Origin of the sequence: Kitasatospora sp. NPDC056531, from assembly GCF_042794375.1 — a bacterium.
Lineage (GTDB): Bacteria > Actinomycetota > Actinomycetes > Streptomycetales > Streptomycetaceae > Kitasatospora.
The window spans coordinates 126,319-140,686 of record NZ_JBHTTU010000010.1 but is presented as its reverse complement, the minus strand read 5'-3'; the positions used below and the strand labels follow the sequence as shown (position 1 = coordinate 140,686).

Genomic DNA, 14,368 nt, shown 5'->3' with positions numbered 1-14,368 from the left:
AAACGCCAACACGCGCGGGGGGAGAAGGGACAGGGAGGGGGGGAGAGGGAGCGGTAGGACACCAAACTGGCAGGGGGGGAAATACCACCCCCCTCCCCCCCCCCCCCGGCCGTACGTCTGCGCACGGCGCCGTGTGGCCTCGGCCACGTGTGCAGCTCGCTCAGCCGGGTGGCGGCGCCTGCCAAGCTGGACCGCATGACCAGAAGCAAGAGCCCGCTCGTCGTCGTGGCCGTCCTGATCCTGGCGGTCCTCGCCGGAGCCGGCTACCTGCTCGCCGGCAAGGGCGGCAGCAGCCACCCCAAGGCCTCCCCGAGCACCACCACCGCCGCCGCGGGCGGCTCCGCCCCCAAGCCCTCGGCCCCCAAGCCGTCCCCGCCGGCCGGCGGCGCCTCGGTCCCGAGCGGCAGCTGGGTCCCCGCCGACCCGGCGCTGGCCGACGTCTGCCGCACCAAGCTGCCCAGCCAGGCCCAGGACACCCTCACCCTGATCGCCAAGAACGGCCCCTACCCGTACAACCGGGACGGCATCGTCTTCGAGAACCGCGAGAGCCGCCTCCCCAAGAAGGCCGACGGCTACTACCACGAGTTCACCGTGGTCACCCCGAGCTCCAACGACCGCGGCACCCGCCGCGTCGTCACCGGCGGCTCCGGCGAGCAGTACTGGTCCCCGGACCACTACGTCACCTTCCAGGAGATCGACCCCCGCTGCTGAGCGACCCCGCCGAGGTCACCGTGCCCGGCGCCAGGTGATGCGGTGGTGCCGGCCGTACGGGCCGGTGGTGACCAGGGCGGTCAGCTCGTGCAGCACCGGTGCCGGGTCGCGGCGGAGTTGGGTCGGGGTGGTGCGGACCACCGGGAGGCCGGCGGCGGTGAGCCGGTTGGCGCGGGTGAGGCCGCGTTCGTGGTCGGCCGGGCGCAGGTGGTAGGCGCGGGAGTCGATCTCCAGCGCCACGCAGGCGTGCGGCCAGTAGGCGTCCGGGACGGCGAGGAAGCGGCCGTCCAGGAAGAGCACCGGGTTCCAGAGCGGCTCGGGCAGGCCCGCGTGGGCGAGCACCTCGCGGGCCTCGCCCTCCACCACCGAACGGGCCCCGGCGGTCAGGTCCTCCACCACCCGGGCCACCTGCGGCAGCGCCAACGCGCCCGGCCGGGCCAGCAACTGGTCCAGCAGCTCGCCGAGTTCGCAGTGCCGCCGCTGCACGGCCTCGGCGCACAGCGCCCGGAGCCGGCGCGGCCCGGTCTCCCGCGGCGCGAGGTCCGCCAGTGCCCGCGCGACCGTGGCGCTCCACAGCCCGTCGTCCCGCTCGAAGCCGCCCGGCATCACCCCGGACGCCCGGTGGACCCGGACGAACTGCCGGTCCCCCACGTGGCGTTGACCTTGAATCAGGACATCCACCTCGGAAAGGTCGCCCGGGTGCCCGGCGCTCGGCAGCCCCGCGTCGGCCAGCACCGCGAACCCGGTCAGCAACACCTCCCCGGGCTGCGGCTCCCGCCCCTTCGGGCCCGCGTACGCCAGCGCGGCCCGCATTCTCTGATGGACCGTCAACCTTCCGCTCTGCAGGCAGATCACCCGTGGCAGCACCTGCTGCCACGGCCCGCCCGGTCGTAGCCGGTGGGCGATGGTGCCGGAGGGCGCGCCGAGCCGGCGCAGCTGCGCCCGGGTGGCGATGTGCTGCTGGTCGGCGCCGAGCGGGACGACGGGGTCGAGGGGGTTCGCGCGGGTCATGCCCCGGTGCTGCCCGCTCGGATCGGATGTATGCGAAACATCCCCCGTCGGGGGCGTCGGCGTAACGGTGTTGACGAAACGGCGGGTCAGCGGCTGAGCTTGGGGGCACATGATGACCGAACCCAACGGCCCCGCGCTCGACGCGCTCAACGGCCTCTCCGTCGGCGACGCCCTCGGCGCGCAGTTCTTCGTCCCGGAAACCGCCCGGGCCCACCACGCCTCCCGTACCGAACCGCCCGGCCCCTGGCCGTGGACCGACGACACCGAGATGGCCTGCTCGGTGTACGCCGCCCACCGCGAACGCGGCACGATCGACACCTTCGACCTCACCCACGCCTTCGCCCGCCGCCACGACTTCGACCGCGGCTACGGCCCGGCGGCCAACCGGCTGCTCCGGCTGATCCGCGAGGGCGGCGACGCCCGGGCGCTGGCCGCCGAACTCTTCGACGGCCAGGGCTCGTACGGCAACGGCGCCGCGATGCGGGTCGCTCCGCTGGGGGCGGCGTACGCGGACGACCTGGACGAGGTCGTCCGGCTGGCCGCCCGTACGGCGGTCATCACGCACACCCACCCGCAGGCCGTGGACGGCGCGATCGCCGTCGCGGTGGCGGCGGCCCTGGCGGTGCGGGCGCGGACCGAGAGCACGACACCGGAGAGGTTCCTTGGCAGGATCGCCCACCACACCCCGCTGGGCGCTGTCCACGACGGCCTGCATGAGGCGATCGCCCTGCTCGCCGAACCGGACCCGCTGGTCGCCGCCAAGGTGCTCGGCAACGGCAGCCGGACCTCCGCCGCCGACACCGTCCCGTACGCCCTGTGGTGCGCCGCCCGACGGCTGACCGACTACCGGGCCGCCCTCCGGGAGGCGATCGTGGCGGGCGGCGACATGGACACCGTGGCCGCGATCACCGGGGGAGTGGTCGCCTCGTACACCGGCACGCGCGGCATCCCGGCCGAGTGGATGGCCGCCCGCGAGCCGCTGCCCGGCTGGGCGTTCCCGGAGCCAGGGTCGGTCACCGGCGGCCGGGGCCGCGCGGACATGCTGCTCCCACGCCCGCACCCGGTCCCCGACGTGGAATGGACCGACGAGCAGTGGCAGCGCATCCGGGCCGGGAGGCACACGGACACGCTGGACGGCCGCTGGGCGGTGCACACCCACGAGGGTTCGGTCAGGATCTGCCGCCCCAGGGACGGCCACCCGGTCTGGGAGGTGGCGGTCACCCGGATCCGCGGCGGCTGGCGCCCGGTCTCGGTGGTCGTCGAGTCGAGCCACCACCGTTGGTCCGTGGCACCGGAGGACCCCCACGGAACGGCTGTCCTCACCTGGGCGCTGAGGAATGCCGTCAGCGGTAAGCGGTCCCCCCTCAGGCCGTGATCATCAGCTGCCCGGCGCCGCTGCCGCCTTGTCTAAGGCACTCCTGGTTGATCGCCGGATCCGGGGCGCTCGGCGAGGTGGCGGCGGCGATCCGCAGCTCGATGATGTCCCGGACGGCAGGCCACTCGGAGTCCAGGATCGAGTAGAACGCGGTCGAGCGCACCACCCCGTCCAGCCCGCGCGAGTGCGCCCGGCGGACGCCCTCGGAGGTGGCCCCGAGCCGCTCGATCGCGGCCCGCGAGCGCAGGTTGCGGGCGTCCGCGCGCAGCGAGATCCGCTGCACGCCCCAGGTCTCGAAGGCGTGCCGCAGCATCAGCAGCTTGGCCTCGGTGTTGATGCCGGTGCCCTGGGCGCGCGGCGAGAGCCAGGTGTTGCCGATCTCGGCGGCGTCCGGGACGGCCGTCGCCGGATCGCCGAACGGCACGCCGGGCACCGGCGGCCACACCATCGGGCCCTGCCAGTAGTCGAGTTCCAGGAACCGGGTGGAGCCGACCACCCGGCCGTCGGCGACGTTCACCGTCGCGAACGGCAGCGACCGGCCCGCGGCCTGGTCGGCGAGCGCCCGCGCGATGTAGTCGCGGGCCGCTTCCAGGCCGTGCGGGACGGGCGTGAAGGCGTAGGTCGTACGGTCCTCGGCGCCGGCCGCGGCGATGGCCTCGGCGTGGTGCGCGGCGAGGGGCTCCAGCCGAACGGTGCGGCCGGTGAGGAAGACAGGTGCTGGCACGGAACCTTGGTCCTTCATCGGTCGTAGGGCGCATCCCGCGCCGGGGTGCGGCACGGGATGCGGTGGACTGGGTTCGCCCCGGCCCGGTTTCCGCTTCCGGGTACCCGTGCGCGCCGGAGGATTCCGGTCGGGTGGGGCGGAGCGGCGGCCCGGAACGGGCGGCGAGGGGTGCCGGAACGGACACGGATCCTCGGACCGGTCCGGCGGGAAGAGCGAGGGGACAGTGTCGTCCGCGAAATGGCCGAGGAGGAAACGAGAGCGCGAAGGGAAGCAGGCGGCCAGCTGAAGGCAAGATGCGTCGTGGGTGTCTGCCAGGGTACCGATCCGGGTCGTGATCGACGGCGTTACGGACGACGTGACGACGACGCGACGATGCGAGGCAGCGAGAGGACGATACCCGCCAGAAGGCGGTGCGTCACTTCGCGGCACGCGAATGGCGGCGCGGGCCGCCGCGGCGCGCCCCGGATCGGCCTGCTGAACACCCGTGACCAGGGGCTTTTCCTTCGGGTGCGATCATGGTCCGGAGTGGTCGGCAACGGCCCTCGGGCGAGCCGCCCGCCGGGTCGTCGGCCGGGTCGTCGGCCGGGTCGTCCGACGGACCGTTCGCCGCAGCGGGAATTCCGGCGCCGCCCGGCACGCTGGAGAGGACGAGAAGCCGGACGGACCGGGACGAGCAGAGAACGGGGATGGGTGCGCGGTGCGTGACTTCCAGGCGTTGTACGAGCTGGATCAGCAGGGCGTTGCCGCGGTGGCCGCGGCCAACGCGGAGCTGCGCGACACCGGAGCCGGCCTGGTGCTGCTCCACCACTTCGAGGGCTTCATGGACGCCGGGGAGGCCGGCGGCCAGGTGGTGGCCCACCTGCTGGAGACGGGCTCGCCCCAGGTGGTGGCCCGCTTCGACCACGACCGCTTGGTCGACTACCGGGCCCGCCGCCCCGCGATGGTCTTCGACCGCGACCAGTGGGCGTCCTACGACCCGCCGGAGATCCTGCTCCAGCTGGTCCGCGACGCCGCCGGCGCGCCGTTCCTGCTGCTCAGCGGCCCCGAGCCGGACGTCGAGTGGGAGCGCTTCACGCGCGCCGTCCGCGAGCTGGTGGAACGCTTCGAGGTCCGCCTCGTCCTGGACTTCCATGGCATCCCGATGGGCGTGCCGCACACCCGCCCGGTCGGCCTGACCCCGCACGGCAACCGGCTCGACCTCGCGGCGGGCTACCCGCAGTGGTTCGAGCAGGCGCAGGTCCCGGGCAGCGCCCAGGCCCTGCTGGAGTACCGCCTCGCCGAGGCCGGGCACGACGTGCTGGGCTTCGCGGTGCACGTCCCGCACTACGTGGCCCGCTCGGCCTACCCGGCCGCCGCCGTGCTGATCCTGGAGGCGGTGCAGTCCGCCACCGGCCTGGTGCTGCCAGGCAAGCAGCTGCGCGAGCGGGTCGGCGAGGTCTACGCCGACATCGAGGAGCAGCTGTCCCAGGGGGACGGCGAGTTGCGCTCGGCGATCCGCGGCATGGAGGGCCAGTACGACGCGGTCGCGGGCGCGGAGGGCCGGGAGAGCCTGCTCGCCGAGCCGGTCGACCTGCCCTCGGCGGACGAGTTGGGCCGGCGCTTCGAGGAGTTCCTCGCCGAGCACGAGCGCGGCGTGGAGTAGGCGGCCCGGAGTAGGCGGCGTGGGGTGAACGGCGCGGCGCGGTTCGGGCCTGCCGGGAGTCATCCGGCGGGCCCGTACGTTGGACTCCGGGGTGCCCGGGGGACGGGCCGCCGTACGGAGCCACCCGCCACTCGTACCCCCGGAGGGACGCGATGCCGAGGACCACACGCCCGACCGTCGCCGTGACGGCCGGGGTGGCCGCCCTGCTGCTGGCCGGGTGCGGCGGCGGTTCGGACGGTTCGGGATCGGGCTTCGCTGGCGCACAGCCCGGGTCGGCAGCCGCCGAGGCGGCCCCGACACCCACGCCGACACCCACCCCGATGCCCACCGGCCCGTACGTGGCGCTCGGCGACTCGTACACGGCGGGGATGAAGATCGCCCCGCAGGTCGGCGAGCCCAGCGGCTGCTTCCGCTCCGGGGTCGACTACCCCGCCCTGGTGGCGAAGGCGCTCGACCTGCCGCCCTCGCAGTTCCGGGACGTCAGCTGCAGCGGCGCGCGCACCGGGGACCTGCGGGCCCCGCAGAAGACCGACGGCGGGCCCAACCCGGCCCAGCTGGACGCGCTGACCCCGGCCACCCGGCTGGTCACCGTCGGGATCGGCGGCAACGACGCGGGCTTCATGCAGGTCGTCACCGAGTGCGCCAAGGACAACCTGATGGACGCGGTGAAGGGCCTGGTCAGCGACGACCGGGCGGACGCGCCCTGCCGGCAGCACTACTCCGCCGGCGGCGGCGACCAGCTGCAGGCCCGGGTGGACGCGACCGGCGAGCAGGTCTCCCAGATCCTCCAGGAGATCCGGCGGCGCTCCCCGCAGGCCCGGGTCTACGTGGTCGGCTACCCGGCGCTGTTCCCGGCCGACCCGGCGAGCTGCGCGCCGGTGCTCGGCAGGACGGTCGCGCCGGCGGACCTGGGCTTCCTGGTGGAGAAGGAACAGCAGCTCAACGGGATGCTCAGGAAGCGCGCGGAGGCCGCCGGGGCGGTCTTCGTGGACACCGCGGGCCCCTCGGCCGGGCACGACATGTGCGCGGGGGAGGACGCCCGCTGGATCGAGCCGCCCTTCCCGGCCCGAGGACTGGCGCCGGTACACCCCAACGCCAAGGGGCAGGAGGCGGCGGCCGCCGCGGTGCTGAAGGCGGTCCGGGGCTGAGCACAGCCCGGGGAGCGGCGCGGGAACCGGGCCGTCCGGGCGCGGGCGGTCAGCGGGGAGGGAAACCGGCACGCCGCCCACCATTCACGCCCTGGCCCGCACCCCTTCGTGCGCGGCACACCCCGCGTGTCGGAGGCGCGGCGTACCGTGACATGCATATGGATGACACCACGCACCGCCTCGCCGCCCCGCTCCCGTACGACCACGCCGCCGAGGCCCGCTGGGTCCCCGAACCGGACAAACGCCCCGGCCGTACGGCGTTCCAGCGCGACCGCGCCCGGGTGCTGCACTCGGCGGCGCTGCGCCGGCTGGCCGGCACCACCCAGGTGGTCGCCCCGATGCGCAGTGACTTCCCGCGCACCCGGCTCACCCACTCGCTCGAATGCGCCCAGGTCGGCCGGGAGTTGGGTGCGGCCCTGGGCTGCGACCCGGACCTGGTGGAGACCGGCTGCCTGGCCCACGACATCGGCCACCCGCCCTTCGGCCACACCGGCGAGGAGGCCCTCGACCAGGCCGCCGAGGCCTGCGGCGGCTTCGAGGGCAACGCCCAGTCGCTGCGCATCCTCACCCGGCTCGAACCCAAGCGCTTCGCGCCCCAGGACGACCGGCCCGCCGCCCGGCTCGCCCCCTGGCCCGGCCGCAGCGTCGGCCTCAACCTGACCCGGGCCGCGCTGGACGCCGCCACCAAGTACCCGTGGACCAAGGGCGCCCACCCCACCGACCCGGCCTCGTCCAAGTACGGCGTCTACGCCGACGACCTGCCGGTCTTCCGCTGGCTGCGGGCCGGCTCCCCGGCCGGGCGCAAGTGCTTCGAGGCCACCGTGATGGACTGGTCCGACGACGTGGCCTACTCCACCCACGACGTCGAGGACGGCCTCCAGGCCGGCCACATCGACCCGGCCGCGCTGCGCGCCCCCGGCGAGCGCGCCGAGCTGTTCAAGGTCGCCGAGCGCTACGCCCCGGACGCCGAGCCGGAGGAACTGGCCGCCGCCCTGGACCGGCTGCTCGCCCAGGACTGGTGGCCGCGCAGCTACGACGGCACCGCGCGCGCCCGGGCCGGGCTCAAGGACCTCACCAGCCAGCTGATCGGCCGTTTCTGCCTGGCCGCCGAGCAGGCCACCCGCGCCCGCTACGGCCCGGGCCGGCTCACCCGCTACACCGCCGAGCTGGTGGTGCCCAGGGACGTCCGGCTGGAGTGCGCGGTGCTCAAGGCGGTCGCCGTCCGCTTCGTCATGCAGCGCGACGAGCAGGCCCAGCTGCGCGCCCGCCAGCGGATCGTGATCGCCGAGCTGGCGTACGTGCTCACCCAGCGGGCCCCCGAGGGGCTGGACCCGGTCTTCGCCGCGATGTACCACGAGGCCGAGGACGACCGCGCCGCGCTGCGCACGGTCGTCGACCAGATCGCCACCCTGACGGACGCCTCGGCCCTCGCCCTGCACGCCAGACTCGTCGGCGCCGCCTGGGCGTGAGCGCGGAACGGGCACCGGCTCCGTACCACGGCTCGAAACCCCGGCCACCCCAGTAGACTTCCGGGGTGGCCGGGCGGATCAGGGACGAAGACGTACAGGCGGTGCGCAGCGCACTGCCGATCGACGCGGTGGTCGGCGACTACGTACAGCTGACCAACGGTGGCGGCGGCGAGTACAAGGGCGTCTGCCCGTTCCACGACGAGAAGTCCGCCTCCTTCTACGTGAACCCCGCCAAGGGCGTCTTCCACTGCTTCGGCTGCCAGGAGAACGGCGACACCATCGCCTTCCTGATGAAGATCGAGCACTTCACCTTCGCCGAGGCCGTCGAGCGGATGGCCGCCCAGGCCGGCATCACCCTGCGCTACGAGGAGGGCGGCTACAGCCCCCGCCACCAGCAGGGCGAGCGGACCCGGCTGGTCGAGGCGCACAAGGTGGCCGCCGTCTACTACCAGGAGCAGCTGGCCTCGCCGGAGGCGGAGATCGGCCGCCGTTTCCTGGCCGAGCGCGGTTTCGACGAGGAGGCTGCGAAGGCCTTCGGCGTCGGCTACGCCCCCGTGGGGTGGGAGCACCTGGTCCGCTTCCTGCGCGGCAAGGGCTTCACCGACAAGGAGATCCTGCTCGGCGGCCTGGCCTCGCAGGGCCAGCGCGGCGGCCTGATCGACCGCTTCCGGGGCCGGCTGGTCTGGCCGATCCGGGACATCGCGGGCGAGGTGGTCGGCTTCGGCGCCCGCCGGCTGCGCGAGGACGACAACGGCCCGAAGTACCTGAACACCCCCGAGACGCCGATCTACAAGAAGTCCCACGTGCTGTACGGCATCGATCTGGCGAAGAAGGAGATCGCCAAGTCCGGCCGCGCGGTGGTGGTCGAGGGCTACACCGACGTGATGGCCTGCCACCTGGCCGGGGTGACCTCGGCGGTGGCCACCTGCGGTACCGCCTTCGCCGAGGACCACATCAAGATCATCCGCCGGCTGCTGATGGACACCTCGCAGTACCGGGGCGAGACGGTCTTCACCTTCGACGGCGACGCGGCCGGCCAGAAGGCCGCCCTGCGTGCCTTCGAGGACGACCAGAAGTTCGCCGCCAAGACCTCCATCGCGGTCAGCCCGGGCGGCATGGACCCCTGCGAGCTGCGTCTGGCCCAGGGCGACGAGGCGGTCAAGCAGCTGATCGACAACCCGGTCCCGCTGTTCGAGTTCGCGCTGAACTCGGTGGTGGCCCGGCACCGGGTGGACACCCCGGAGGGGCGTTCGGCGGCGCTGGAGGAGGCGGCCCCGATCGTCGCCAAGATCAAGGACCGCTCGATCCAGCACGAGTACGCCGTCCGCCTGGCCGGCATGCTCGGCATCCTGGACGAGCCCTTCGTGGTCCGCCGGGTCTCCCAGCTGGCCCGCTGGGACCGCGAGCGCCAGCAGAACCCGCGCGGCGCGGCCGCCCGCCGCCCCGAGCCGGTCCAGCCGCAGCGTCCCGCGCAGCCCGCCTTCCGGCTCAACCCGCGCGACCCGGCCCAGTTCGTCGAGCGCGAGCTGCTCAAGCTGGCGCTCCAGCACCCGGACCTGGTCAGCCCGGCCTTCGACCACTACGGCGACGACGAGTTCCCGACCCCGCCGTACACCGCCGTCCGGCAGGCCATCGCCAAGGCCGGCGGCGCCGCGTACGGGGCGACCCTGCCCGACTTCACCAGTGCGGTGCGCGAGGCCTCCCCGGACGACCGGGTGCGCTCGCTGGTGACCGAGCTGACCGTCGAGCCGGTGCGCTCGCGCCGCAAGGCGGACGCGGTCTACGCGGGTGAGTTCCTGGTCAAGCTGCGCCTGCTCGCGGTGGACCGGCGGGTCAACGAGGTCCGCGCCTACCTCCAGCGGCTCGGCCACCGGGCCGACGCCGAGCAGCTGCACGCGGTGCAGACCGAGCTGTGGCAGCTCCAGCAGTACGGGCAGCAGCTCCGCAGCCGGGGCGCGGCGGCGCTGTAGGCGCCGCTGTTCCACCGGCCCGCTGCGCAGAAAGTCGGCGCACGAGTCTCGGCCACGGAGCGTGGCGTACCGCACACTGGAGGGCGTCCCACCTCCGTACAGCGCGGGTCCGCCAGAGTCGCGCCCGCCCCGAGGGGATGCCCGTGGACCAAGGCCTTGCCGCAGCGACCACCGCCAGTAGACGAACCGAACCCGCCGAACCGGCCGGGGAGCAGGAGACGGACCACAGCCGGGCCGGGGCGGCGCCCCCGGACGGCGCCCGGGTGCCCGCCCAGGGCCTGCCGGAGGGGCACCCCGACAGCCCGGACGCCGACATCGAGTCCGACATCGAGTCCACCGATGAATCCCCCGACGAGTCCGCCGACGAGGACGAGTCCCCCGAACCCGCCGAGGGCGGCGGCCCGGCTGCCGACCTGCTGCGCCAGTACCTGCGCGAAATCGGCCGGATCCGGCTCCTCACCGCGGCTGAGGAAGTCGAACTGGCCCGCCGGATCGAGGCCGGGCTGTTCGCCGAGGAGCAGCTGAACGGCGACCCGCCGCCGCCCGACCCGCTGGCCGGCGAACTGGACACCCTGGTGGTCCTCGGCCGGATCGCCAAGCGCCGCCTGATCGAGGCGAACCTGCGCCTGGTGGTGTCCGTCGCCAAACGCTACGTCGGCCGCGGGCTGACCCTGCTGGACCTGATCCAGGAGGGCAACCTCGGCCTGATCCGGGCGGTGGAGAAGTTCGACTACGCCCGCGGCTTCAAGTTCTCCACCTACGCGACCTGGTGGATCCGGCAGGCGATGAGCCGGGCGCTGGCCGACCAGGCCCGGACGATCCGGGTGCCGGTGCACGTCGTCGAGCTGATCAATCGGGTCGTCCGGGTCCAGCGAGCGCTGCTGCAGGAACGCGGCCTGGAACCGACCGCGGCCGACATCGGCACCGCCCTGGAGCTCACCGAGGAACGGGTGCGCGAGCTGCTCCGGCTGGCCCAGGAGCCGATCTCGCTGCACACCCCGGTCGGTGAGGCGGACGACGTCGCGCTCGGCGACCTGATCGAGGACGCCGACGCCGCCTCGCCCGCCGAGTCCGCGACCTTCCTGCTGCTGCGCCAGCACCTGGACGCGGTGCTGGCCACCCTCGGCGAGCGGGAGCGCCAGGTCGTCCAGCTCCGCTACGGGCTGGACGACGGCCGCCCGCGCACGCTGGAGGAGATCGGGGCGGTGTTCGGGGTGACGCGGGAGCGGATCCGCCAGATCGAGTCCAAGACGCTGGTCAAGCTCCGCGACCACGCCTACACCGAGCAGCTGCGCGGCTACCTCGACTAGGCAGGTCCCTAGGACGCGGACGGAGACGCGGACGGAGGCGCGGACGGGGACACGGACGGGCTCTGCGCGGTTTGGGCTGGGCTCGCCGGGTCACCGGGCGTCACCGGGGCCCCGGCGCCCGGGGGCGGTGAGGCGGGGCCGATCGGGAACGGGGTGGAGGCCACCACCGAGGCCAGGTTGACGACGGTCGTGGTGCAGTCGTGCCCGGCCGGCTGGAAGCCGCAGACCTGGAAGCCGATGCCCGGGTCCGCCGCGTTCAGCATCAGCGAGTAGTTGTCGTAGCCCCAGTGGATCAGGGCCGTCTCACTCTCCCCGGTGCTGTCGGTGATCACCGCGTAGTCCTTGGGCTCGCCCTCGGTGATCGCGGCCCAGGCGGCCTGACAGGTCTGGCTGTAGCGGAGGTAGACGACCACCTTGCCGATGACCTGGGTCTGCAGCGTCCGGGCGTCCTTGCCGCAGCCGGTGCTCTTGGGGTCCTTGTGCGCGCAGCCGACGGCCTGGCAGACGGGCTCGGACGGGACGGGCATCGCGCTGGGGACGGCGGGCGGGGTCGGGGCGTCGGCCGCGGAGGCCTGGCCGTGGTGCCGGGTGGCCCGCAGGCCGACCAGCACCAGCAGCAGCGCCAGTACCGCCGCGCTCGAGACCAGCACCGCCGGGCGCCGCCACCAGGCGGCGGCGGGGCGGTCGGCCTCATCGGCGGCGGGGCCGGCGGTCAGCAGTTCCTCGGCCGCCGACTCCTCGCCCGTAGCGGCGGTGGCAGCGGTGGCGGCCGTGACAGCCGCAGCGGCCCCGGCCGGCTCCTCGACGGAGGGCGCGTCAGCGGCCGGCTCCTCAGCGGCCGGCTCCTCGGCGGCGGGATCCACCGCCAGCCGCCACAGCCGCCGCAGCTGTGCCGCGTCGCACTCCACCGCCCCGACCAGCGCCTCCAGCGCCTGCTCGGTCACCACCCGCTTGCCGTTCAGCCAGCGCTCCCAGGAGGCCCGGCTGTAGTGGGTCCGGGTGGCCAGCTCGGCCAGTGAGAGCCCGGCGGCGTCCTTGATGGCCCGGAGTTCCTCCACCAGTCGCCGGGTGGGTCGGGAGAGCTCCTCGGGCAGTTCTTTCCAGGCGGAAGCCAATGCGGCCCTCCAAGGTTCGCGAGACGGGACACGGGGGTCAGGGCAGGAAGTGCGCGCCCGGCCCGGGCCGTTCGGTGTCTCCCCTTCTCCAACCTCAGCGGCCTGGCGTCTCAAACTCCAGGTCACGGCTTTGAGACGGACGGAAGTGTCTCACAACCCCCCGGAACGCTCGAACAGTCACGTGTTCGTCGTGCAGAGTTCTCTGGCCGGCGCGTTTTCGCCGCTCCGGCCGCTTCGTTCGGGCCCCGGCCGGTCGGCCGCGATGGCCCGACGCCGAGTCCCGGATACCCCCACCGGTCGGGGCAGCCTCGCGGGGGGAGGCTGCCCCGACCGCCGGGACCCCCGGTGGGAGGGTGCTTTCCCGCACCCTCCCGCCGGCTCCTCCGGACAGGCCCTAGTGGTGGAAGCTCTCGCTGACCGGCATCCCGAGTTCCCTGAGCGGGCCGGGCTGGCGCCGCAGTTCCGGCAGCAGCCGGTTGAGGTCGGCCAGCAGCAGGTCGGCGAGGTCCAGGGAGAAGCCGTTGCGGCAGACCACCCGGAGCACCGAGAGGTCCTCCCGGTCCGCCGGGAAGGTGTACGCGGGCACCTGCCAGCCGCGCTCGCGCAGCCGCCGCGAGACGTCGAAGACGTCGAAGGGCACGTCCTCGGTGGTGGTGAAGGCGAACACCGGTACCTGGTCGCCGTGGGTCAGCAGCCGGAAGCAGCCCAGCTTCCCGATCTCCCCGGCCAGGTAGGTGGCGACCTCCCGGCAGGCGCCCTGGACGGCCTTGAAGCCCTCCCGGCCGAGCCGGAGGAGGATGAAGTACTGCGCCGCTACCTGCGCGCCGGGCCGGGAGAAGTTGAGTGCGAAGGTCGGCATCTCGCCGCCCAGGTAGTTGACCCGGAAGACCAGCTCCTCCGGCAGCGACTCCTGGTCCCGCCACAGCGCCCAGCCGACACCCGGGTAGACCAGGCCGTACTTGTGCCCGGAGGTGTTGATCGAGGCCACCCGGGGCAGCCGGAAGTCCCAGACCAGATCCGGGTCGAGGAAGGGCGCCACCATGCCGCCGGAGGCGCCGTCCACGTGCACCGGGATGTCCAGGCCGGTGCGCTCCTGGAGCGCGTCCAGGGCCGCGCAGATCTCCGCGATCGGCTCGTACGACCCGTCGAAGGTGGAGCCGAGGACGCCGACGACGCCGATGGTGTTCTCGTCGCACAGCGCGACCGCCTGCTCGGCGCCGAGGTGGAAGCGCTCGCCCTCCATCGGCGCGGTGCGGGCCTCGATCTCCCAGAAGGTGCAGAACTTCTCCCAGCACACCTGGACGTTGACGCCCATCACCAGGTTGGGCCGGGCGCCGACCGCGTAGCGCTCGGCGTTGCGGCGCATCCAGCGGCGCTTGAGCGCCATCCCGGCGAGCATGCAGGCCTCGCTGGAGCCGGTGGTGGAGCAGCCGACGGCGGAGTCCGGATCGGGGGCGTGCCAGAGGTCGGCGAGGATGGCCACGCAGCGCCGCTCCAGTTCGGCGGTCTGCGGGTACTCGTCCTTGTCGATCATGTTCTTGTCCAGGCACTCGGTCATCAGCCGGGTGGCCTGCACCTCCATCGAGGTGGTGACGAAGGTCGCCAGGTTGAGCTTGGCGCTGCCGTCCAGCATCAGCTCGTCGTGGATCAGCTGGTACGCGGTGTCGGCCGAGACCGGGCCGTCGCCGAGCCGGTGCACGGGCGGGGCGAGCTCCATCGAGCCCAGCGGGTCGGTGATGCCCAGGAACGGACTGACGCTCAGTCGGCGGCCGTCGCCGGTCCCCTTGTGCAAGGCCATGGGATGCTGCCGCCCTTCACGTCGGTGGCCGTGTCCCGACCCACGCTGCCACCGGCCGTCTGGTGACGCATCTTCAGCGACGGACTCCAGCCAAC

The 14,368-nt window shown here is 73.8% G+C and carries 11 protein-coding genes; 7 read left to right on the top strand and 4 right to left on the bottom strand.

Annotation, left to right across the window (positions count from 1 at the left end):
• Positions 1 to 195 precede the first annotated feature (195 nt).
• Positions 196 to 711 (top strand): ribonuclease, encoded by a 516-nt coding sequence (locus ACFQ87_RS13035; RefSeq protein WP_380610749.1) that lies wholly within the window; start codon positions 196 to 198, stop codon positions 709 to 711.
• Positions 712 to 726: 15 nt separating this feature from the next.
• On the opposite strand, the gene ACFQ87_RS13030 is transcribed toward ACFQ87_RS13035, so the two are convergent.
• Complete coding sequence (locus tag ACFQ87_RS13030) at positions 727 to 1,722, bottom strand: hypothetical protein (RefSeq protein WP_380610748.1); 996 nt, start codon at positions 1,720 to 1,722, stop codon at positions 727 to 729.
• Positions 1,723 to 1,831: 109 nt separating this feature from the next.
• Here ACFQ87_RS13030 and ACFQ87_RS13025 point away from each other — a divergent pair, with 109 nt between their 5' ends.
• Positions 1,832 to 3,097 (top strand): ADP-ribosylglycohydrolase family protein, encoded by a 1,266-nt coding sequence (locus ACFQ87_RS13025; protein WP_380610747.1) that lies wholly within the window; start codon positions 1,832 to 1,834, stop codon positions 3,095 to 3,097.
• Here ACFQ87_RS13025 and ACFQ87_RS13020 read toward each other — a convergent pair.
• The gene (locus ACFQ87_RS13020; protein WP_380610746.1) at positions 3,087 to 3,821 is read right to left on the bottom strand and encodes a GNAT family N-acetyltransferase; all 735 of its coding nucleotides are present in this window, start codon (positions 3,819 to 3,821) and stop codon (positions 3,087 to 3,089) included. The genes ACFQ87_RS13025 and ACFQ87_RS13020 overlap by 11 nt on opposite strands.
• A gap of 697 nt (positions 3,822 to 4,518) precedes the next feature.
• Between ACFQ87_RS13020 and ACFQ87_RS13015 the strand changes: the two genes are divergently transcribed.
• The 5 genes from ACFQ87_RS13015 to ACFQ87_RS12995 all read left to right on the top strand — a co-directional run bounded on the left by ACFQ87_RS13015 (position 4,519) and on the right by ACFQ87_RS12995 (position 11,360).
• Entirely contained in the window at positions 4,519 to 5,463 is a 945-nt protein-coding gene (locus tag ACFQ87_RS13015; RefSeq protein WP_380610745.1) for a PAC2 family protein, read from the top strand.
• Positions 5,464 to 5,615: 152 nt separating this feature from the next.
• The gene (locus ACFQ87_RS13010; protein ID WP_380610744.1) at positions 5,616 to 6,611 is read left to right on the top strand and encodes an SGNH/GDSL hydrolase family protein; all 996 of its coding nucleotides are present in this window, start codon (positions 5,616 to 5,618) and stop codon (positions 6,609 to 6,611) included.
• 158 nt (positions 6,612 to 6,769) lie between these two features.
• Positions 6,770 to 8,080, top strand: a complete 1,311-nt coding sequence (locus ACFQ87_RS13005) for a deoxyguanosinetriphosphate triphosphohydrolase (protein WP_380610743.1) — start codon at positions 6,770 to 6,772, stop codon at positions 8,078 to 8,080.
• 65 nt (positions 8,081 to 8,145) lie between these two features.
• On the top strand, positions 8,146 to 10,050 hold the full coding sequence (dnaG, locus tag ACFQ87_RS13000) for a DNA primase (protein ID WP_380610742.1): 1,905 nt from the start codon (positions 8,146 to 8,148) through the stop codon (positions 10,048 to 10,050).
• Positions 10,051 to 10,187: 137 nt separating this feature from the next.
• Positions 10,188 to 11,360, top strand: a complete 1,173-nt coding sequence (locus tag ACFQ87_RS12995; protein ID WP_380610741.1) for an RNA polymerase sigma factor — start codon at positions 10,188 to 10,190, stop codon at positions 11,358 to 11,360.
• Positions 11,361 to 11,368: 8 nt separating this feature from the next.
• Here ACFQ87_RS12995 and ACFQ87_RS12990 read toward each other — a convergent pair whose 3' ends face one another.
• Positions 11,369 to 12,475 (bottom strand): DUF2690 domain-containing protein, encoded by a 1,107-nt coding sequence (locus ACFQ87_RS12990; RefSeq protein WP_380610740.1) that lies wholly within the window; start codon positions 12,473 to 12,475, stop codon positions 11,369 to 11,371.
• Between the two features lie 394 nt (positions 12,476 to 12,869).
• Positions 12,870 to 14,273, bottom strand: a complete 1,404-nt coding sequence (locus ACFQ87_RS12985) for a glutamate decarboxylase (RefSeq protein ID WP_380610739.1) — start codon at positions 14,271 to 14,273, stop codon at positions 12,870 to 12,872.
• Positions 14,274 to 14,368: the final 95 nt, after the last annotated feature.